Annotated in this window: 23 protein-coding genes and 1 tRNA gene; 14 read left to right on the top strand and 10 right to left on the bottom strand. The window is 67.5% G+C overall.

Annotation, left to right across the window (positions count from 1 at the left end):
- Window positions 1–15: 15 nt before the first annotated feature.
- Window positions 16–918 (bottom strand): STAS domain-containing protein, encoded by a 903-nt coding sequence (locus tag A5747_RS14560; RefSeq protein WP_076125331.1) that lies wholly within the window; start codon window positions 916–918, stop codon window positions 16–18.
- Window positions 919–1,072: 154 nt separating this feature from the next.
- Between A5747_RS14560 and A5747_RS14565 the strand changes: the two genes are divergently transcribed.
- Together A5747_RS14565 and A5747_RS14570 are read left to right on the top strand one after the other, a co-directional pair.
- Entirely contained in the window at window positions 1,073–1,441 is a 369-nt protein-coding gene (locus A5747_RS14565; RefSeq protein WP_233148049.1) for an STAS domain-containing protein, read from the top strand.
- A gap of 169 nt (window positions 1,442–1,610) precedes the next feature.
- Window positions 1,611–2,111: a DUF6328 family protein gene (locus tag A5747_RS14570; protein ID WP_076125459.1), complete on the top strand. Its 501-nt coding sequence runs from the start codon at window positions 1,611–1,613 to the stop codon at window positions 2,109–2,111.
- A 3-nt stretch (window positions 2,112–2,114) separates the two neighbouring features.
- On the opposite strand, the gene A5747_RS14575 is transcribed toward A5747_RS14570, so the two are convergent.
- On the bottom strand, window positions 2,115–2,798 hold the full coding sequence (locus tag A5747_RS14575; RefSeq protein WP_076125333.1) for an HAD family hydrolase: 684 nt from the start codon (window positions 2,796–2,798) through the stop codon (window positions 2,115–2,117).
- 129 nt (window positions 2,799–2,927) lie between these two features.
- Here A5747_RS14575 and A5747_RS14580 point away from each other — a divergent pair, with 129 nt between their 5' ends.
- The 5 genes from A5747_RS14580 to A5747_RS14600 all read left to right on the top strand — a co-directional run bounded on the left by A5747_RS14580 (window position 2,928) and on the right by A5747_RS14600 (window position 5,201).
- A complete protein-coding gene (locus A5747_RS14580; RefSeq protein ID WP_083667447.1) occupies window positions 2,928–3,239 on the top strand; it encodes a hypothetical protein in 312 nt (103 codons plus the stop codon).
- Between the two features lie 93 nt (window positions 3,240–3,332).
- Entirely contained in the window at window positions 3,333–3,635 is a 303-nt protein-coding gene (locus tag A5747_RS14585; RefSeq protein WP_076125335.1) for a DUF4193 domain-containing protein, read from the top strand.
- Window positions 3,636–3,670: 35 nt separating this feature from the next.
- Entirely contained in the window at window positions 3,671–4,051 is a 381-nt protein-coding gene (locus tag A5747_RS14590; protein ID WP_076125337.1) for a thiol-disulfide oxidoreductase DCC family protein, read from the top strand.
- A 56-nt stretch (window positions 4,052–4,107) separates the two neighbouring features.
- Window positions 4,108–4,677, top strand: a complete 570-nt coding sequence (locus A5747_RS14595; RefSeq protein WP_076125339.1) for a restriction endonuclease — start codon at window positions 4,108–4,110, stop codon at window positions 4,675–4,677.
- A 68-nt stretch (window positions 4,678–4,745) separates the two neighbouring features.
- Window positions 4,746–5,201, top strand: coding sequence for a hypothetical protein (locus tag A5747_RS14600; RefSeq protein WP_076125341.1), 456 nt, complete (start codon window positions 4,746–4,748; stop codon window positions 5,199–5,201).
- Between the two features lie 7 nt (window positions 5,202–5,208).
- Here A5747_RS14600 and A5747_RS14605 read toward each other — a convergent pair.
- The 4 genes from A5747_RS14605 to ponA2 all read right to left on the bottom strand — a co-directional run bounded on the left by A5747_RS14605 (window position 5,209) and on the right by ponA2 (window position 9,896).
- A tRNA-Pro gene (locus tag A5747_RS14605) sits at window positions 5,209–5,285 on the bottom strand.
- 60 nt (window positions 5,286–5,345) lie between these two features.
- Window positions 5,346–6,452, bottom strand: a complete 1,107-nt coding sequence (locus tag A5747_RS14610) for a PLP-dependent cysteine synthase family protein (protein WP_076125343.1) — start codon at window positions 6,450–6,452, stop codon at window positions 5,346–5,348.
- Entirely contained in the window at window positions 6,449–7,408 is a 960-nt protein-coding gene (locus tag A5747_RS14615; RefSeq protein WP_076125345.1) for a metallophosphoesterase, read from the bottom strand. Before A5747_RS14615 ends, A5747_RS14610 begins: the two co-directional genes overlap by 4 nt.
- A gap of 55 nt (window positions 7,409–7,463) precedes the next feature.
- Window positions 7,464–9,896, bottom strand: a complete 2,433-nt coding sequence (ponA2, locus tag A5747_RS14620; protein WP_076125347.1) for a transglycosylase/D,D-transpeptidase PonA2 — start codon at window positions 9,894–9,896, stop codon at window positions 7,464–7,466.
- Window positions 9,897–10,258: 362 nt separating this feature from the next.
- On the opposite strand from ponA2, the gene A5747_RS14625 reads away from it, so the two are divergent.
- On the top strand, window positions 10,259–10,609 hold the full coding sequence (locus A5747_RS14625; protein ID WP_076059777.1) for a WhiB family transcriptional regulator: 351 nt from the start codon (window positions 10,259–10,261) through the stop codon (window positions 10,607–10,609).
- Between the two features lie 246 nt (window positions 10,610–10,855).
- Here A5747_RS14625 and A5747_RS14630 read toward each other — a convergent pair whose 3' ends face one another.
- Both A5747_RS14630 and A5747_RS14635 read right to left on the bottom strand, forming a co-directional pair.
- Complete coding sequence (locus A5747_RS14630; RefSeq protein WP_076125349.1) at window positions 10,856–12,007, bottom strand: ArsA family ATPase; 1,152 nt, start codon at window positions 12,005–12,007, stop codon at window positions 10,856–10,858.
- Entirely contained in the window at window positions 12,004–13,029 is a 1,026-nt protein-coding gene (locus A5747_RS14635; RefSeq protein ID WP_076125351.1) for an ArsA-related P-loop ATPase, read from the bottom strand. The genes A5747_RS14630 and A5747_RS14635 overlap by 4 nt, the downstream gene beginning before the upstream one ends.
- A gap of 67 nt (window positions 13,030–13,096) precedes the next feature.
- Here A5747_RS14635 and A5747_RS24870 point away from each other — a divergent pair, with 67 nt between their 5' ends.
- Genes A5747_RS24870 through A5747_RS14650 form a run of 3 tightly spaced genes read left to right on the top strand, consistent with a single transcriptional unit; the run spans window position 13,097 to window position 14,521 of the window.
- Window positions 13,097–13,252 carry a DUF4177 domain-containing protein gene (locus tag A5747_RS24870; protein ID WP_076125353.1) on the top strand — a complete coding sequence of 52 codons (156 nt, stop codon included), beginning with the start codon at window positions 13,097–13,099 and terminating at the stop codon, window positions 13,250–13,252.
- Window positions 13,253–13,265: 13 nt separating this feature from the next.
- Window positions 13,266–13,721 (top strand): RidA family protein, encoded by a 456-nt coding sequence (locus A5747_RS14645; RefSeq protein WP_076125355.1) that lies wholly within the window; start codon window positions 13,266–13,268, stop codon window positions 13,719–13,721.
- A 5-nt stretch (window positions 13,722–13,726) separates the two neighbouring features.
- Window positions 13,727–14,521: an MBL fold metallo-hydrolase gene (locus A5747_RS14650; protein ID WP_076125357.1), complete on the top strand. Its 795-nt coding sequence runs from the start codon at window positions 13,727–13,729 to the stop codon at window positions 14,519–14,521.
- A 79-nt stretch (window positions 14,522–14,600) separates the two neighbouring features.
- On the opposite strand, the gene crp is transcribed toward A5747_RS14650, so the two are convergent.
- Window positions 14,601–15,275: a cAMP-activated global transcriptional regulator CRP gene (gene crp / locus A5747_RS14655; protein ID WP_007772229.1), complete on the bottom strand. Its 675-nt coding sequence runs from the start codon at window positions 15,273–15,275 to the stop codon at window positions 14,601–14,603.
- 99 nt (window positions 15,276–15,374) lie between these two features.
- Window positions 15,375–15,770 carry a hypothetical protein gene (locus A5747_RS14660; protein ID WP_076125359.1) on the bottom strand — a complete coding sequence of 132 codons (396 nt, stop codon included), beginning with the start codon at window positions 15,768–15,770 and terminating at the stop codon, window positions 15,375–15,377.
- 104 nt (window positions 15,771–15,874) lie between these two features.
- On the opposite strand from A5747_RS14660, the gene nth reads away from it, so the two are divergent.
- The 3 genes from nth to A5747_RS14675 are packed head-to-tail and all read left to right on the top strand — an operon-like array spanning window position 15,875 to window position 18,057.
- Window positions 15,875–16,612: an endonuclease III gene (gene nth / locus A5747_RS14665; protein WP_198938195.1), complete on the top strand. Its 738-nt coding sequence runs from the start codon at window positions 15,875–15,877 to the stop codon at window positions 16,610–16,612.
- A gap of 16 nt (window positions 16,613–16,628) precedes the next feature.
- Entirely contained in the window at window positions 16,629–17,267 is a 639-nt protein-coding gene (locus A5747_RS14670) for a TlpA disulfide reductase family protein (protein WP_076125463.1), read from the top strand.
- Complete coding sequence (locus tag A5747_RS14675; RefSeq protein ID WP_139333324.1) at window positions 17,242–18,057, top strand: CoA pyrophosphatase; 816 nt, start codon at window positions 17,242–17,244, stop codon at window positions 18,055–18,057. Before A5747_RS14670 ends, A5747_RS14675 begins: the two co-directional genes overlap by 26 nt.
- Window positions 18,058–18,066 lie beyond the last annotated feature (9 nt).

Genomic DNA, 18,066 nt, shown 5'->3' on the forward strand with positions numbered 1-18,066 from the left:
TCGTGCTAATGGTGGTTACCCGGTGGTCTCGCCGGTGCGGGTGACTTCGTAACCGAGCAGGCGTTCGGCTTCTTCGATACCGCCCTGCAGGTCACCGACGGCGTTCATCTTCGACAGGTCCAGCCCGATGGTCACCAGCGTCAGGGCGATCTCGGAAGACAGGCCGGTGATGATCACGCTTGCGCCCATCAGACCCGACGCGTCGACCGTCTGCACCAGGTGGTTCGCCACCGTGGAGTCGATGGTGGGCACACCGGTGATGTCGATGACCACGACCTTCGCGCGGTTGGCGCGGATGGCCCGCAGTAGCTGTTCGGTGACCTGACGGGCGCGCTGCGAATCCAGCACACCGATGATCGGCAGAATCAGCAGCTGCTCGCGCACCTGCAGCACCGGCGTCGACAGCTCGCGGATCGCCTCCTGCTGCTGGCGAATGATGCGCTCGCGCTCCTGCACGAAGCTGACGCCCACGGTGTTGGCGATGCGGTTGGCCGCCGGCTCGTAGGCGTCCAGCACCCGGTTGAGCATCCCGAACTCGGTCTGGTACTTCTCGAACAGTGAGCGGGCCAGCACGTCGCGCAGCAGCAGCACGATGCCGAGCACCTCGTCGGTTTCCACGCCTCGCGGGATGATGCGTTCCGACAGGTCGCGCGCATAGGCCTGCAGCGCCTCCACGCTACCGGTCTCGAGCACCTCGACGTAGTTGTCGTAGACGGCCGTGGCTTCGGAGAACAGCTCCTCGGGCGTCATCGCGGTCAGCAATTGCGCCTCGGTGATTCTGCGGGCCCACTCCTCGCGCAAAACGGTCCGGTTCTGCCGCAAATGCTGGACCAGCTGCGGCAACAGACCCTCGCTGGAGACGCTGCCCGGCTGCGCGGCGGTGGTGGTGGTGGCGAAATCCGACGGCGAATCTGACATCTGGCCTCCCAAGTGCCGCGTCGCAGTGCGCAGGTTCTATGGGGAGACTAGCCTGGACCGTCGCGGGGCAGGTGTTGAGGTCTTCTTGTTTCTCGCAGTTCGCAAAGCAGGCTAGGCTTGCACCACACTTAAGGCCCAGGACGAAGGATCGCCATTGTCAGCACCTGATTCGATTACCACGTTGGTTGCGGACCACGATGGCGTGTCCGTGGTCAGTGTGAGCGGCGAAATCGACTTGGTCACCGCTCCGGCCCTGGAACAAGCCATCACCGCGGTCGTCGCGGATGGTCCGTCGGCGCTGGTCATCGATCTTTCGGCGGTGGAGTTCCTCGGCTCGGTGGGGCTGAAGATCCTCGCGGCGACCTACGAGAAACTCGGCAAGTCCACCGAGTTCGGGGTGGTCGCGCGCGGTCCGGCGACCAGACGGCCAATCCACCTGACCGGCCTGGACAAGACCTTCCCGCTGTATCCGACGTTGGACGACGCGTTGACCGCGGTACGGGACGGCAAGCTCAACCACTGACGTCACCCCGGGCGTGTCGGGCCCGCCGGCCTGTGCGCGGGCGTTGGAATGTCAGTTCTCCACTGGCGCAAGGCATTTCGGCCGTAGCTAACGGGCCGTCGGCGTCGGTGGCTGCGGTACGACGGGAGGTCGCTCCACAAATACGCCGGCTGGTGCGATGATCACGGCCATGGATGTCGACCATCCGGAGGATGACCAGCGCTGGGATCGCGAGGAACGCGGCGAAACGGAAATCCAACGGCTCGACCGCAATTGGAACAGCCTGCTGCAGGAGCTGCGGGTGGTGCAGACCGGGGTGCAGCTGCTGACCGGCTTCCTGCTCACCCTGCCGTTCCAGCAGCGCTTCGACATCCTCGGCGGGGGGCTGCGGGTGGTCTATTTGGCGACGGTGGGTTTTTCGGTCGGCGCCACGGTGTTGCTCATTTCCCCGGTGGCCATGCATCGGATGTTGTTCCGGCGGCATCGATTGCAGGTGCTGGTGTCGGCGGCACACCGGTGCGCCTATGCCGGGCTGGCGTTGCTGGGTGCCGCGCTGACCGGGGTGACCATCATCATTTTCGCCGCGGTAGCCAATCGCAACGTGGGCTTCATCGCGGGAGCGTGCGCGCTTGTCATGTTCGCGTTTTTCTGGTGGGTGTTGCCGTTGGTCCTGCGCACCCGGGGGATGTAACCATCAGCGGCTAGGCGCCAGCGCCGCGATGCGGGTGGATTCCAGGTGATCGAGGAGATCCAGCGGGCCCGCGAAGATCGGTTCGGCCCCAGCGGCCTCGAGCTCGCCGCGGGCGATGCCGCCGCTCAGCATGCCGATGCACGGCAATCCCGCGCCCGCCGCGGCGTGGGCATCCCATACGGCATCCCCGACGAACACCGCCCGGTCGGGGTTTACGCCGGCCCGGTCCAGCGCGACCTTCACGATGCCCGGCTCGGGCTTGGCGGTGTCGACGTCGCGCGACGATGTCGTTTCGGCGATGATGTCGTCGCAGCCGAGCGCCTTGCGCAGCAATTCGAGCTCGTCCTCCGGTGCCGAGCTGGCCAGCACCACCTGCAGCCCCAGCCCGGCGACCCGGCGCAGCAGCGCTTGCGCGCCCGGCAACGGCTGCAGTAGGGACGCCGTCTCGCGGTAGTAGCGGCTGTGTGCGTCGCTGAGCCGCTCTTGCACGTCGTCCGGGGCGTCGTCGGATAGCGTGCGCACCAACTTCGAGCCGTCCATGCCGATGCAGCGGTGAATGTGCCAGGCCGCGACCGTGATGCCTTCCGTGTCGAAGGCACGCTGCCAGGCGTAGACGTGCAGGTAGTTGGAGTCGACGAGGGTTCCGTCTATGTCGAACAGGACCGCGGGGGCGCGAGCGGGTGTCATCGCTGCGGCATACCCACCCAGGGCCCCACCGACACGGCCGGGGGGCCGTTTCGCCGCCGCGGACCGCGGGTAGACCTGCAAGGAATTCGAGGAAACGAGCTTGGTAGGCAACCCTTTTCACTAGGAGCAATGGTGGATGATTCCCGGCACGACCCGGTTGATCATGCCCGCACCACCCGCCAGCACGCCGGCGAATCCATGAAGAACGGCGCCAATGCGCCCGGCTTGGCCGGGGTGGCGATCGCGGTCGTCGCCCTGATCGTGGGCCTGTTCGCGCTGGCTACCGGTCATGCGGTCGCCGGGTGTGTGGCGGTGATCCTGGCCGCCGTGTGCGCCGCGGCCGGCGCCGGCTGGCTGGCATACGCCCACCGCCGGGTTCGCCGGTCCGAATTGCGGCAATGGGAAGCCTCCGACGCCGACGCGCCCCCGCCCAGCAGCTGACAGGTGTGAACTGCCCCCTAACGGGGTATCGCCTGAGCCACGGGTGAGTACAGACAAGTGCGCCAACCCGGTCCTCCTCCGAAAGGAGCACCCATGGCGACAGCAAGCGATTACGACGCTCGTCGCGTGTCCGATGTCGAGGCCCCGGATCGTTCGGGCCTGCGCGAACTGACAACCACGCTCGCCCCCTCGTCCACGGCCATCGTGGACGACGACCCCAACGACATGCCTTTCTTCGAGCTGCCCGGCGCGGATCTCTCCGGTGAAGAACTCTCGGTGACGGTAATTCCCCAGCGCGCCGACGAGTTCACCTGCTCGAGCTGTTTTCTGGTGCAGCACCGCAGCCGGTTGCGCACCTCTAGTGCCGGGCTGCCGGTTTGCGCCGACTGCGCGTAGGCCCGCCGCGGCGGCCGCTGGAATAAAGTTGGGATATGGACGGCACTTTGGCGTTCGACGGCCGGTGTGGGATGTGCACCCTTGCCGTCAACCGAATCGCCCGGCTGGACCGAACCGGCCGGCTGCGCATCGAGCCGTGGCAGTCCCCGGAAGTGGCCGCGCGGGTGGGGGTGCCCGATGACCGGTTGACGGCGTCGGCGTGGTGGCTGGACTCGTCCGGCGCGGTGTTCGCGGGCGCCCACGCAATGAACGCGGCCCTGTCCGCGGCGCTCGGCACGCGGCTGCCGTTGTGGATCTACCGGATCCCGGGCATCGGCGCGCTGCAGGAGGCCGCCTACCGCTGGGTGGCCGCGCACCGATATCGCTTTCGCGGTGTAACACCGCTGTGCGAGGCCGAACCGAAACGGTGCGCGTAGCCGCAGACGCGTCTCGCCTGCGCCGAATTGTCGTAGCCGTCGGCTAGCTTTTCCTCATGGAGAAGATGCTCGGGTCGCTCCTGGTGTTCGGGTTCGCTCTCCCTTGGTATTTCACTTCGAAAAGCACCGGCAGCGTGATGGCCGGATTCTCGGCGGGTCTCGGCGGCCTTGTCGTGACGTTGCTTGTCCTGCAGTGGCTTTCGGCGAGGCGGGACCGCTTCCGAGTCGGATCGCAGCGCAGGCGTGACCTCAAACGCGCGGCGTCGGAAATGGCGGCCGTCGACCAGATGTCGGGTGTCGAGTTCGAGGAATTCGTTGCGGCACAACTGCGTACGAGGGGTTGGGGTGTCACCCACACCGCCAGCACCGGCGACTACGGGGTGGACCTGATCGCCAGGAAAGGCGGCACCCGCATGGCGGTCCAATGCAAGAGGCTGGCGCGCGACGTCGGCGTCGCCGCCGTGCAGCAAGTCGTTGCCGGCGCGCGCCAGCACGGCTGCGCCCATGCGGTCGTGGTCACGAATCAAGCGTTCACAAGGGCGGCGCGTCAGCTGGCGACCACTCATCGCTGCCGCCTCGTCGGGCGGGAGCAATTGCAGATCTGGGCCAGTGCACCACTCGCCTAGGTGGTAGCGGGCCCACCAGCAGGGCGGTACGCTCGCCGCGACCTCGATGGGTGACTGAGGAGACGAACATGCCTGCGGTGGCGGATCTTGCCCTGGGGATTGCGCCGATCGCCGGTGGAATGGCGCTGGGTGCTGCGGCGGGTTATCTGAAGGGTCCGGATGTCCGCCGCGCGATCAAGCAGGATATGGAACTGCTGAAGGAGCTACCACCGGAACAGGCGGAGCGCCGAGCGCAACTCCAAGGCAGCATCGATAGCCGCATCGACGACCTGATCGCCGCCGTCAACAGATACCGATCGCTGCGCGGAGCGGCCGCCGCCTATCGCGGCGGCTGGCGCGACGTCCTGCTGTTCATCTGCGCGGTTCTGTTCACCGTCGTCTGGTGGAGCGTCGATCACCACAAGGGCAACTGGCTACCGATGTTCGTTGTTCTCATCGTGGTTTCGCTGTGGACGGCCGGGTATGCGGTCCGCGGCCTGCACCACAGCGTGGCCAACTTGTTTCGTCGAGCGGATCGACCCTGACAGTTCCTGGTCGGGGTGGCGGGATTTGAACCCACGGCCTCTTCGTCCCGAACGAAGCGCGCTACCAAGCTGCGCCACACCCCGCTTGAAGCCACGACAGCCTATCGCACGCGCCGGGCGACTGGCGAAACCCCAGGCCGCGCCCTAGGTCCAACGGCAGGAGCGCTCGAACTCGACGAGCGCGGCCGCGGGCCCGGACGGATCGAGCCCCTGCGCAGCGACCCACTCATCGCTGAAATAGGTGTCGACATAACGATCGCCGCTGTCGGCGAGCAGCGTGACCACCGAACCGCTGCGGCCCTCGGCGACCATCTCGGCGAGCACGCCGAACGCGCCCCACAGGTTGGTGCCCGTCGACGGCCCCACCCGTCGTCCCAGGACGGCGCTCACGTGGCGGGCTGCGGCAATCGACGCGGCGTCCGGCACGGCGACCATGCGGTCGACCACGCCGGGCAGAAACGACGGCTCCACGCGCGGCCGGCCGATGCCTTCGATGCGGGACGACGTGGGCATCACGATGTCGTATCTGTCCTCGGCGTAGGCCGGGAAGAACGCGGAGTTCTCCGGGTCCACGACGCACAACCGGGTGGCATGGCGGCGGTAGCGGATGTAGCGGCCGATCGTCGCGCTGGTGCCGCCGGTGCCCGCGCCCACCACGATCCATTCCGGGACCGGGTGGTTCTCGTCGAGCATTTGCTCATAGATCGACTCGGCGATGTTGTTGTTGCCACGCCAGTCGGTCGCGCGCTCCGCGTTGGTGAACTGGTCCAGGTAGTGCCCGCCCGTCTCGTCGGCGACGCGCTGCGCCTCGGCGTACACCTCGCTGGAGTTCTGCACGAAATGGCAACGGCCGCCTTGCGATTCGATCAGGGCGACCTTGGCGGAGCTAGTGGCGGCCGGCATCACGGCGACGAACGGCAGACCCAGCAGCGCCGCGAAGTAGGCCTCCGACACCGCCGTCGAGCCCGACGACGCCTCGACAACGGTGGTGTCCTCCGAAATCCACCCGTTGCACAGCGCGTAGAGGAACAACGAGCGCGCCAAGCGGTGCTTCAGGCTGCCGGTGATGTGGGTGGTCTCGTCCTTGAGGTACAGGGCGACATCGACATTCGGGCACCAGGCCGACGGCAGCGGGTAGCGCAACAGGTGCGTATCGGCGCTGCGACGGGCGTCGGCCTCGATCAGCCGAATCGCGTTGTCGGTCCAGGCGCGCGGCAGGCTGCGGACCGCGATCCGGGCCCGATCGCTCAACGCACCGAAACTGCCGGCTGCGTCCGGCCGAAGTTGCTGCTCGAATCTCGGCCGCCCATCGGGCTGGCGATCAACGTCAGGAGGGTCGCCTCGGGCCTACAGCAGAACCGCACCGGCGCATACGGCGAAGTGCCGATGCCGGCCGAGACATGCAACAGCATGTTGGCGCCCCAGCGCGACGGCCCCTTGGCGCGGGACCGATCCAGGCCGCAATTGGTCACCAGGGCGCCGTAGAACGGCAGACACAGCTGCCCACCGTGGGTGTGCCCGGCCATCACCAACTGGTAGCCGTCGGCGGCGAAGCGATCCAGCACGCGCGGCTCGGGCGAATGGGTAAGCCCCAGCCGCAGGTTCGCCGCCGGGCTGGCGGGCCCCGCGATCGCGTCGTACCGGTCTCGGTCGATGTGCGGGTCATCGACGCCCGCCGCTGCGACGTGCAGGCCGGCCACCTCGAATTCACGACGGGTGTGGGTGAGGTCCAGCCAGCCGCGCTCGGTGAACGCCGCGCGCAGATCCTGCCAGGGCAGCGGCTCACCCCGGACGCGGTGCGACGGCTTGGTCACGTAGTTCGCCGGGTTTTTCAGCCGCGGCCCGAAGTAGTCGTTGCTGCCGAAGACGAAGACGCCCGGGCGGGAGAGCAGGTCGCCCAGCGTCTGGACGACCGCGGGCACCGCCTTGGGGTGCGCGAGGTTGTCGCCGGTGTTGACGACCAGGTCGGGCTCCCAGCTGGCCAGCTCGCGCAGCCAGGCCTGTTTGCGGCGCTGGTGGGGAAGCATGTGGATATCGCTGATATGCAGCACACGCAGCGGTGTGGAACCCGGCGTCAACACGGGCATGGTTATCTCGCGCAGGACGAACGCGTTGCGCTCGACGATCGAGGCGTAACCGATGCCGGCGACGGTGGAGCCGACCGCAACGGCGCCGGTGCGTATCAGGGCGCGCAGAACATCAGCCATGCAGGCAGCCTACTGCCGCTGGTGCGCTGACACCGTATCTGCTGCGCCGCAACGCCTACGGAGGCGGCTGTCCGGGCGCCGCCGGCGGCGGTGGCGCGAGCAACGGGATCGTGATCGGCGGCAGGCCCGGAATCTCCACCACCTGCGATCCGACCGGCGGCGGCCCGCCTTCCGGCGGCGGCGGCGGAGCCGGCGGGATGCCGTTGCTGACTTGGATGGTGATGATCGACCCCGGAATCGTTGCGCCGCTTGGCGTCGTTCCGACCACCTCGCCCTGCTTAGCGGTGCTGTTGACGAAGTTGTTCTGGTCGGCGACCTGGAAACCCGCCTCCTTGATGCGCTGGCGCGCCGCGTCGATGTCCAGGCCGGCGACGCTGGGCACCCGCGACCCCGGTGACCCGTCGACATAGCGGGGATCGGTGGGCGGCAGTTTCACCTCGCCGAAGCTGTCGGCGATCGGTTTCATCGCCGTGAACCAGGTGCGGGCCGGCTCGTTACCGCCGTACAGGTCGCCCTCGCCGCAGTGGCGCAGCGGGGCGGAGCACAGGTCCGTCGGCGTGGTCGAGTCGTCGTAGATGTAGTTCGCCGCCGCGTAGTGGCTGGTGAAGCCCACGAAAGCGGAGGATCGGTGCGCCTCGGTGGTGCCGGTCTTGGCGGACACCGGCAGGTTCCAGCCGGCCGCGCCGGCCGAACCGGCCGCCGTGCCGCTGCCGACCGCGTCCTTGCTCATCGCGTTGGCCATCGTGTTGGCCAGGCCCTCGGGCACCACCTGATCGCACGTCTCGGTGGTGACGGCCACCTCGTTGCCGTTGCGGTCGATCAGCTTGTCGATCGGGTTCGGCGGGCACCACACGCCCCCAGAGGCCAGCGTGGCCGCGACATTGGACAGCTCCAACGCATTCACCTCGATCGGGCCGAGCGTGAACGAACCGATGTTCTGCCGCTTGACGAAGTCGGCCAGGCTCTCGTTGCTGTCGGGGTTGTAGTCGCGGGCGGTGCCCGGGTCGGCGTAGGACCGCAGGCCCAGCTTGATCGCCATGTCCACCGTGCGCGTCACCCCGACCTGCTGGATCAGCTTGGCGAACGCGGTGTTGGGCGAGGTGGCCAGCGCCTCGGTCACGTTCATCGAGCCCTTGTAGTTGCCGGCGTTGATCACGCACCAGGTGTCCTTGGGGCAGCCCTTGGCCCCACCGCTACCCATGCCCTTGGCCTGGAATCGGCCCGGCACCTCGAGCGTGGCGTTGATGCCCATCCCCATGTCCAGCGCCGCGGCCGTCGTGAAGATCTTGAAGACCGACCCGGCGCCGTCGCCGACCAGCGAGAACGGCTGCGGTCGCATCGTTTCACCGGCGTCGAGGTTGAGGCCGTAGGTGCGGTTGCTGGCCATCGCCATCACGTGATGGGAGGTCTTGCCCGGCTGGATCACGCTCATCACACTCGAGATGCCCGGCAGCGTCGGGCTGGCGAACTTGTCGATGGCCGCCTTGACCGGGATCTGCACGTCCGGGTTGAGCGTGGTGCGGATCAGGTAGCCGCCCCTGGCGACTTGTTCCTTGCTGATCCCGGCGCGAGACAGATACTCCTGCACGTAGTCGCAGAAGAACGCGCGGTCGCCGGCCGCGATGCAGCCCCGGGGCAGCTCGTTGGGTTGCGGCAAGACTCCCAGCGGCTGGGCCTTGGCGGCGCGCAGGGCGTCGGCCTCCTGCGGAATGTTCTCGATCATGGTGTCCAGCACCAGGTTCCGCCGGGCCAGCGCGCCATCCGGGTTCGTGTACGGGTTCAGCGTGCTGGTGGACTGCACCATGCCCGCCAGCAGCGCCGCCTGTTGCCAGTTCAGATCCGACGCGTTGATGCCGAAGTAGGTCTGCGCCGCGTCCTGCACGCCGAACGAGTTGTTACCGAACGAGACGAGATTGAGGTAGCGGGTCAGGATCTCCGGCTTGGTGAACGTCTTGTCCAGCGTCAGGGCCATCCGGATCTCGCGCAGCTTGCGGGCCGGGGTGGTCTCGACGGCGGCGCGCTTCTCGGCGTCGGTCTGGGCGGTCACCAGCAGCTGGTAGTTCTTGATGTACTGCTGCTCGATGGTCGAGCCGCCGCGAGTGTCGACGTCGCCGCGCGCATAGCCGGCCAGCCCGGTCAGCGTGCCTTTCCAGTCCACGCCGGCGTGTTCGGCGAAACGCTTGTCCTCGATCGAGACGATCGCCAGCTTCATCGTGTTGGCGATCTTGTCGGTGGGCACCTCGAACCGGCGCTGCGAGTACAGCCAGGCGATCACGTTGCCCTTCGCGTCGACCATCGTCGACACCGCGGGCACCTGTCCCTCGACGAGCTGGGCCGAGCCGTTGGCCACCACTTCGGACGCCCGGTTCGACATCAGGCCCACCCCGCCCGCGAGGGGGAACATCAGCGCGGTCGCGACCACGCTGGCCAGTAAGCAGCACCCCAGAAGCTTGAGAATCGTGAGAACTACCGGGGGGCGCTCTGGCATGCGTACTACAGTAACGGCCCCCTGTCGCCCGACGTTTCCGTTAATTTGAACCGGCCGCCGAAGCGGGCCGTGACCAGGGAAGTTGATGACCGTCGCCAGCCAATATTTTCGGTTGCGTCACGAATCGGGTGCCAAAAGTGGGTACACGACGTTACGTGCAGGCCTATGATTCTGGGCGAGACGGCACGATCGTCCCAAAAAAGTGTTATGAGACTGTTGCGCAATTGGCACCTGACCACCTAACTTAGACACACGGTGAGATGCAGGTAACACCGAAACTCACAGTGTGGCGTAGATCGCAGCAGGGGTCTGCACCCGAGGGAGGCGGTCGCGAATTGCGACCGGGAGGAAGGGAACAGCTCGTGTCAGTAACACGACCGGCCGCGCGTCGGACGAACATCGCGGCTGCACAGGGGGTATTACGTAGCGTTGACGCGGAAGAGCGGATTGCCTGGGTGTCCAAGGCACTCTGCCGGACAACCGATCCGGACGAACTGTTCGTCCGCGGCGCCGCCCAGCGCAAGGCCGCAGTGATCTGCCGTCACTGCCCGGTAATGCAGGAGTGCGGTGCCGACGCGCTCGATAACAAGGTCGAGTTCGGAGTGTGGGGCGGCATGACCGAGCGTCAGCGCCGAGCTCTGCTCAAGCAGCACCCCGAGGTCGTCTCCTGGTCGGATTTCTTCGACAAGCGCAGGAGTCGCGGCGTCGGCTGACTCTCCGGCACCGACAAATAGGCCGCCGGCTACTCGGGCCGCTCCCGGGTAGCCCACCGCCCGCCAGGCTCGCTCATCATTACGGTTCTGTTACAGCGCAGGATGCCAGCGTTTATTGGGCCGTGTCCAATATGAAGTGGCTTGTGCGCAATAAGGATTCGCCAGCTACAACTGACCCGTGTCAAATAGGCCGGCTGGGCCGGAAGCGGGTCTAAACCACGCGTTTAGGGTTGCGGGAGCCGCTATTTATCGTGCCGCCGCGAGCCCGTTGCCGGCCGCAGTGATCTGATCGGCGAGCGCCCGCAGGGCCTCCAGATCCGAAACATCGAACGGCAGCGACGGCACCCCGATGACCGGCACGTGCGGGTTGGCTCCGGTGAAACGGGACAGCAGCCGGATCTCGCGCTTGGCGGTTTGGGCGCGATCGGCATGGATTTGCAGGATGGCCGCGGCCAGCGAAGCGGCCTCGGAGTCCGCCTCCGTCTCCAGCGTTTCGCGTCCGTCGATCGCCCGCTCCGCGGGCAAAGAGCACAACGTCGGGTGGGTGCGGTTCAAGACCAGCCCCGCGAGCGGCATGCCCTCCTGCGAAAGCCGATCGACGAAGAAGGATGCCTCGCGCAGCGCGTCCGGCTCGGCCGCGGATACCACCACGAACTGCGTGCCGCGCCTCTTCAGCAGGGCATACGTGCGGTCCGCCTTCTCGCGGAACCCGCCGAACGTGGCGTCCAGCGATTGCACGAACGCCGCCGCGTCGGCCAGCATTTGCGAGCCGAGCACGGTCGACAGCGCCTTCATCGCCAAACTCATCGCGCCGGTCACCAGCCGCCCGATGCCCCGGCCGGGCGCCAGCAGCAGTCGCCACAGCCGGCTGTCCATGAAGCTGCCCAGCCGTTTCGGCGCATCCAAGAAATCCAGCGCGTTGCGCGACGGGGGAGTGTCGACCACGACCAGGTCCCACCGGTCCTGGCTCAGCAGTTGACCGAGCTTCTCCATCGCCATGTACTCCTGCGTCCCGGCGAGCGAGGTGGCGACCGTCTGATAGAACTGGTTGTCCAGAATGGCTTGTGCCCGATCAGGTCCGGAGTATTGGACCACCATCTCGTCGAAGGTGCGGCGCATGTCCAGCATCATCGCGTGCAGCTCACCGGTGACTTCGGGCGCGAGCGCCACCCGCTGCGGCGTGTTGCCGAGGTCGTTCACACCCAACGCCTGCGCCAACCGCTTGGCCGGGTCGATCGTCAAAACGCATACGGTGCGGCCATATTCGGCCGCACGCAACGCCATCGCGGCCGCGGTGGTGGTCTTGCCCACGCCGCCGGCGCCGCAGCACACCACCACCCGGTTGGAGGTGTCGGCCAGGATGGCAGCCATATCAAGAGTTTTGGGCGTGACACTCATCGAACCCCCTGTTGCGCAAGCGATTCCGAAAGTTCGTACAGGCTCCCGAGGTCTACGCCGTCGGAGATCGCCGGCAGTTCCAGCCGGGGGACGTTCAACGCGTCGAGCTGTTGCGCGGTCTCGGCGCGCGCTGCGATCCGCGTCGCGTGTTGGATGGTTTCGGTCAGCAGACCGGCGAAATCGGTGTCGCTGAGCTTGATTCCGGCCATCTCGAGCCCGGCCCGCACCGAATCCACGTCGACGTCACCCTCGGCGGCCTTGGCCAGGTCGCGGGGCTCCAGATACGACGGGATGTTCCGATTGACGATCACGCTGCCGATCGGCAGCCCCATCTCCGCGAGCTCTTCGATGGCCTCCATCGTTTCCTGCACCGGCAGCGCTTCGAGCAGGGTGACCAGGTGGATGGCGGTTTGGTCGGAGTGCAGCAACCGCACCACGCCCTCGCTCTGCGAGTGCACCGGCCCGCCCTTGGCCAGGTCCGACACCGCCTTGGTGACGTCGAGGAAACGGGCGATGCGGCCGGTCGGCGGCGCGTCGACGACGATCGCGTCGTAGACCGGGTTCTTAGACCCCTTGTCCTGGCGGACGACAGCCTCCTTGATCTTGCCGGTGAGCAGCACGTCGCGCAGACCGGGCGCGATCGTCGTCGCGAACTCGATCGCACCGATCCGGCGCATCGCCCGGCCCGCGATGCCGAGGTTGTAGAACATGTCGAGGTATTCCAGGAACGCGGCTTCGATGTCGATGGCCAGCGCGTTGACCTGACCGCCGCGTTCGGCGCTCGCGATCTTCAGCTCTTGATAGGGCAGGGGCGGGACGTCGAAAAGTTGCGCAATCCCTTGGCGCCCTTCGACTTCCACGAGGAGGACCTTGCGGCCCCCCGCCGCCAGGGTCAGTGCCAGCGCGGCCGCGATCGTCGACTTACCCGTGCCGCCCTTGCCGGTCACAAAATGCAAGCGGGCCTTGGACAGGCGCGCCGGCCAGCCGACGGAGCTACCGCTGCCAGGTGTGGTTGCCACCATCGCATGCTAGCCCGAGCAATGCTCGGGCTGACCAGAGCCGTTCAGGTCCGACCGATAAGCTCGCGGCATGAGCCAGGCATGGGAGTACGTGACCGTTCCGCTGCTGACGCACGCCACCAAACAGATCCTCGACCAGTGGGGCGAAGACGGGTGGGAGCTGGTGGCGGTGCTGCCGGGGCCCACCGGTGAGCAGCACGTCGCGTATCTGAAGCGTCCCAAATAAAGGGCCCGCGTTCATGACCGCATCGGCCCGGCTCGGCCAGCTCGGCGTCACGCTTCCACAGGTGGTTGCGCCGCTGGCCGCCTATGTTCCGGCGGTGCGCACCGGCAACCTGGTCTATACCGCGGGGCAGCTGCCGATGGAGGCCGGCAAGCTCGCGCGCACCGGCAAGGTCGGCGCGGAGATCACCCCCGATGAGGGCAAGGCGTTGGCGCGCCTCTGCGCGCTCAACGCGCTGGCCGCGGTGGACTCGCTGGTCGGCATCGATGCGGTGACCCGGGTGGTCAAGGTTGTCGGGTTCGTCGCGTCCGCTTCCGGTTTCCACGGCCAGCCCGGCGTGATCAACGGGGCCTCGGAGCTGCTCGCCGAGGTGTTCGGCGACAACGGCGCGCACGCGCGGTCCGCGGTCGGCGTCGCCGAGCTGCCCCTGGATGCGCCGGTGGAAGTCGAGTTGATCGTGGAGGTCGGCTAACGACCGTGACCGAGGCTGCTGCGTCGTTGAGCCATCCCGCATACGGCAGGTTGCGGGCGGTCACCGACACTGCCTCGGTCCTGCTGGCCGACAACCCCGGCTTGCTGACGCTGGAGGGCACGAACACCTGGGTGTTGCGCGGCCCGCGCAGCGACGAGCTGGTGATCGTCGACCCGGGGCCCGACGACGATCAGCACATCGACAACATCGCCGCGCTGGGCCGCGTCGCGTTGGTACTGATCAGTCATCGCCACGGCGACCACACCGACGGCATCGACAAGCTGGTCGAGCGGACCGGCGCCGTCGTGCGCTCGGCGGGCAGCGGGTTTCTGCGCGGCCTCGGCGGTGAGCTGACCGACGGCGAGGTGATCGATGCGGCCGGCCTGAAGATCACCGTGCTGGCGACCCCGGGGCATACCGCCGATTCGATGTCGTTCCTGCTCGACGACGCCGTGCTGACCGCGGACACCGTGCTGGGCCGCGGCACCACCGTCATCGACAAGGAAGACGGCAGCCTGGCCGACTACCTGGAAACGCTGCGGCGGCTGCGTGGCCTGGGCCGGCGTGCCGTGTTGCCCGGGCACGGACCGAATCTGGCCGACCTGGAGACCGTCGCCGCCGGCTACTTGATGCATCGCCACGAGCGCCTCGAGCAGGTGCGCGCCGCGCTGTGGGACCTCGGCGAGGAGGCGACGACGCGCGAGATCGTCGAATACGTCTACGTCGACGTCGACGAGAAGCTCTGGGACGCGGCCGAATGGTCGGTTCAGGCGCAACTGGACTATCTGCGCCGAGACTGACTACCTACGTCGAGACTGTAATTTTGCAGAAGAAGTGCGAGTAGAGGCCTGCAAAATTACAGGCTCGACGCAAACGCGCTTAGCGGGCGCGGCGGGCCAGCCGTTCGGAGTCCGAAATCAGCACGCTCTTGCCCTCCAGCCGGATCCAGCCGCGGTGGGCGAAATCGGCGAGCGCCTTGTTCACGGTCTCCCGGGAGGCGCCGACCAGCTGGGCGATCTCCTCCTGCGTCAGGTCATGGGTGACCCGCATCGCGCCACCCTCCTGCGTGCCGAAACGCTGCGCGAGCTGCAGCAGCTGCTTGGCCACCCGGCCGGGCACGTCGGTGAAGATGAGGTCGGCCAGATTGTTGTTGGTCCGCCGCAACCGCCGGGCCAGCACCCGCAACAGCTGCTCGGCGATCTCCGGGCGGTCGGCGATCCAGGCCCGCAGCGCGTCGCGGTCCATCGACACCGCGCGCACCTCGGTGATCGTCGTCGCGCTGGAAGTCCGTGGCCCCGGGTCGAAGATCGACAATTCGCCGAACATGTCCGACGGGCCCATGATCGTCAGCAGGTTCTCCCGGCCGTCCGGTGAGCGGCGCCCGATCTTGACCTTCCCCGCGACAATGATGTACAGCCGATCGCCCGGCTCCCCTTCTGCGAAAACCGTGTGCCCACGGGGGAAGTCGACGGGTTGGAGCTGCTTGGTCAGTGCGGTGACCGCGCCAGGCTCAACCCCTTGGAAGATTCCTGCCCTTGCCAGGATCTCGTCCACGTTGCCTCTTCAGCTTTCCAACGATGTGATATCGGCAGGCCAACCGCTTGCCCGTGTGACGAGTCTAGAGGTTAGGCCTATGTGTCCAACGTGCCAACGCTACACACGATTGACGTGTCTAGTCCCCCTAAATTGCGGATTGACGCGCGAATGCGTTCGTATTTGTGCCGGCAACCGGGCCTCGCCAGCGTCTGCGGCGGCCCTGGCAAAGATCACCTCGGCCCGATGCCTGCCGACGTGCGATGCCTCGGACGGAGATTGGGCGAGCTGCTGGGCCTGGCGTCGATGCAGGTAATCCAGCGCCTCCGGCATACCCTCGCGGGCCAGCGTGTGCACGTCTACGGCCTCCGCGTACGCGAGAAACTCGTCGACGTCGGTCGTCGTGACCGTGTTGTGGGCGACCTCGGTTTCCAGCCGCCCCAAACCGAGCGTCGCAAGCATCAAAAGCCCGGGAACGCAGGCCACCAGCAACCACGACACAAGGAGAGTAAACATGTCCAAGGTCTCAGCGAGATCACGAAATCAGTACTCTGTCGTAGGTGACAGTGGCAAAGCCGTCCGCACGCTCCAAGTCCACCCAATCCACCCCCGGCGCCGCCCTGGCCCGGCGCTGGTCCGACGAAACCCGAACCGGGTTGGTGCGACGCGCCCGCCGGATGAATCGTGCACTGGCGCAAGCGTTTCCGGATGCGCACTGCGAACTGGATTTCACCTCGCCGCTGGAGTTGACGGTGGCCACTATCCTCTCGGCGCAGAGCACCGACAAACGGGTGAATCTGACGACGCCCGCGTTGTTCAAGCGATACCGCTCCGCGCTTGATTATGCGCAGGCCGACCGGGCCGAACTGGAAGCCCTCATCCGTCCCACCGGCTTCTTCCGCAACAAGGCGACATCGCTCATGGGCCTCGGGCAGGCCCTGGTGGAACGGTTCGACGGCGAGGTGCCGTCGACCATGGCCGAGCTGGTGACGCTGCCCGGGGTGGGGCGCAAAACCGCCAACGTCATCCTGGGCAACGCCTTCGGCATCCCCGGAATCACCGTCGACACCCACTTCGCGCGGCTGGTCAGCAGGTGGCGCTGGACCGACGAAAAGGATCCGGTCAAGATCGAGCACGCGGTCGGCGACCTCATTCCGCGCGACGAGTGGACCATGCTGAGCCACCGGGTGATCTTCCACGGCCGCCGGGTGTGCCACGCCCGCAAACCGGCGTGCGGGGTCTGCGTGCTCGCCAAGGACTGCCCCTCCTTCGGCCTCGGCCCCACCGAACCGCTGCTCGCCGCGCCCCTGGTGCAGGGCCCGGAAACCGAGCACTTGCTGGCACTGGCCGGGCTGTAAATCAAGGCCGGTGCCGGTGGCCCGTAAGACGCGTTGGACCATCGCGATCCTGGCGGTGGTGGTGGCGCTGGCCGTGGCGCTGCTGGCCCAGCTGCGCGAGCGCCCCTCGACGACCGCGACCCCGCCGCCCACCGCCGCTCGGGAACATCGCGACGCCGACACGGCGGCCGCGCTTGCGGGGCCCCGCGAGCGCGCCGGCCTGCCGCCGTGTCCCGCGGCCGGCAGTGGCCCCGGCCCGGCGGCGCTGCGCGGTGTGACGGTGGAATGCGCCGCCGATGGCTCGACCGTCGACGTCGCTGCCGCACTCGCCGGCCGCCGGGTGATCCTCAACCTGTGGGCATATTGGTGCGCGCCGTGCGCGACCGAACTGCCCGCGATGGCCGAGTATCAACGGCGGGCCGGGCCGCGCGTGATGGTGGTGACCGTGCACCAGGACGAGAACGAGACCGCGGCGTTGCTGCGGTTGGCGGAGTTGGGCGTTCGGCTGCCGACGCTGCAGGACGGTCGCCGCCGGGTCGCGGCGGCGCTGCGGGTGGCAAACGTGATGCCCGCGACGGTGGTGCTGCGGTCGGACGGTAGCGTTGCGCAGACGTTGCCGCGGGCTTTCGCGAGTGCCGACGAGATCGCGGCTGCGGTCGGAAACGACGCGGGCTGAGGGCAAGGAGGCGCCGGTGAGTGCTGCGGTCCCGCTGACGCCGGACGTCTGCCCGCCCTGGCTGCGTCCGCTGGTCGACAACGTCGGTCAGATCCCCGAGGCGTATCGGCATCGCCTCCCGGCCGGCGTGCTCGCGATGGTGACCGCGGCCAAGGCCGCGTCGTCGATGGCGACATTGCGCGGCGACGGGCGCGAGGCCGCCGTGCTGGTGCTGTTCTCGGGTCCGGAGTCCGGGCCGCCCGACGGCGGCCTGCCCGACGATGCCGATCTGCTGCTGACCGTGCGCGCCTCGACGTTGCGCCACCACGCCGGCCAGGCCGCATTCCCCGGCGGCGCATCCGATCCCGCCGACGACGGTCCGGTGGCCACCGCGCTGCGCGAGGCGCAGGAAGAGACGGGGATCGACGTGCGCAGGCTGCATCCGCTGGCCACGATGGAGCGGACTTTCATTGCGCCGTCGCGGTTCCACGTCGTGCCGGTGCTGGCCTACTCGCCCGATCCCGGCCCGGTGTCCGTCGTCGACGAGACCGAAACCGCGATCGTGTCGCGGGTTCCGGTGCGCGCCTTCATCAATCCGGAGAACCGGCTGATGGTGTATCGCGGCGCCCTCGGCCGTCGTTGGGCCGGCCCGGCGTTTCTGTTGAACCAGATGCTGGTTTGGGGATTCACTGGCCAGGTGATCTCCGCGGTGCTCGACGTCGCCGGCTGGGCCCGGCCCTGGGACACCACCGACATTCGCGAATTGGACGAGGCGATGGTGCTGGTCGGTGGCGAGGACGGTGCCCGATGAATTTGAATT

The sequence above is a fragment of the Mycobacterium sp. IS-836 genome (assembly GCF_001954275.1).
GTDB lineage: Bacteria > Actinomycetota > Actinomycetes > Mycobacteriales > Mycobacteriaceae > Mycobacterium.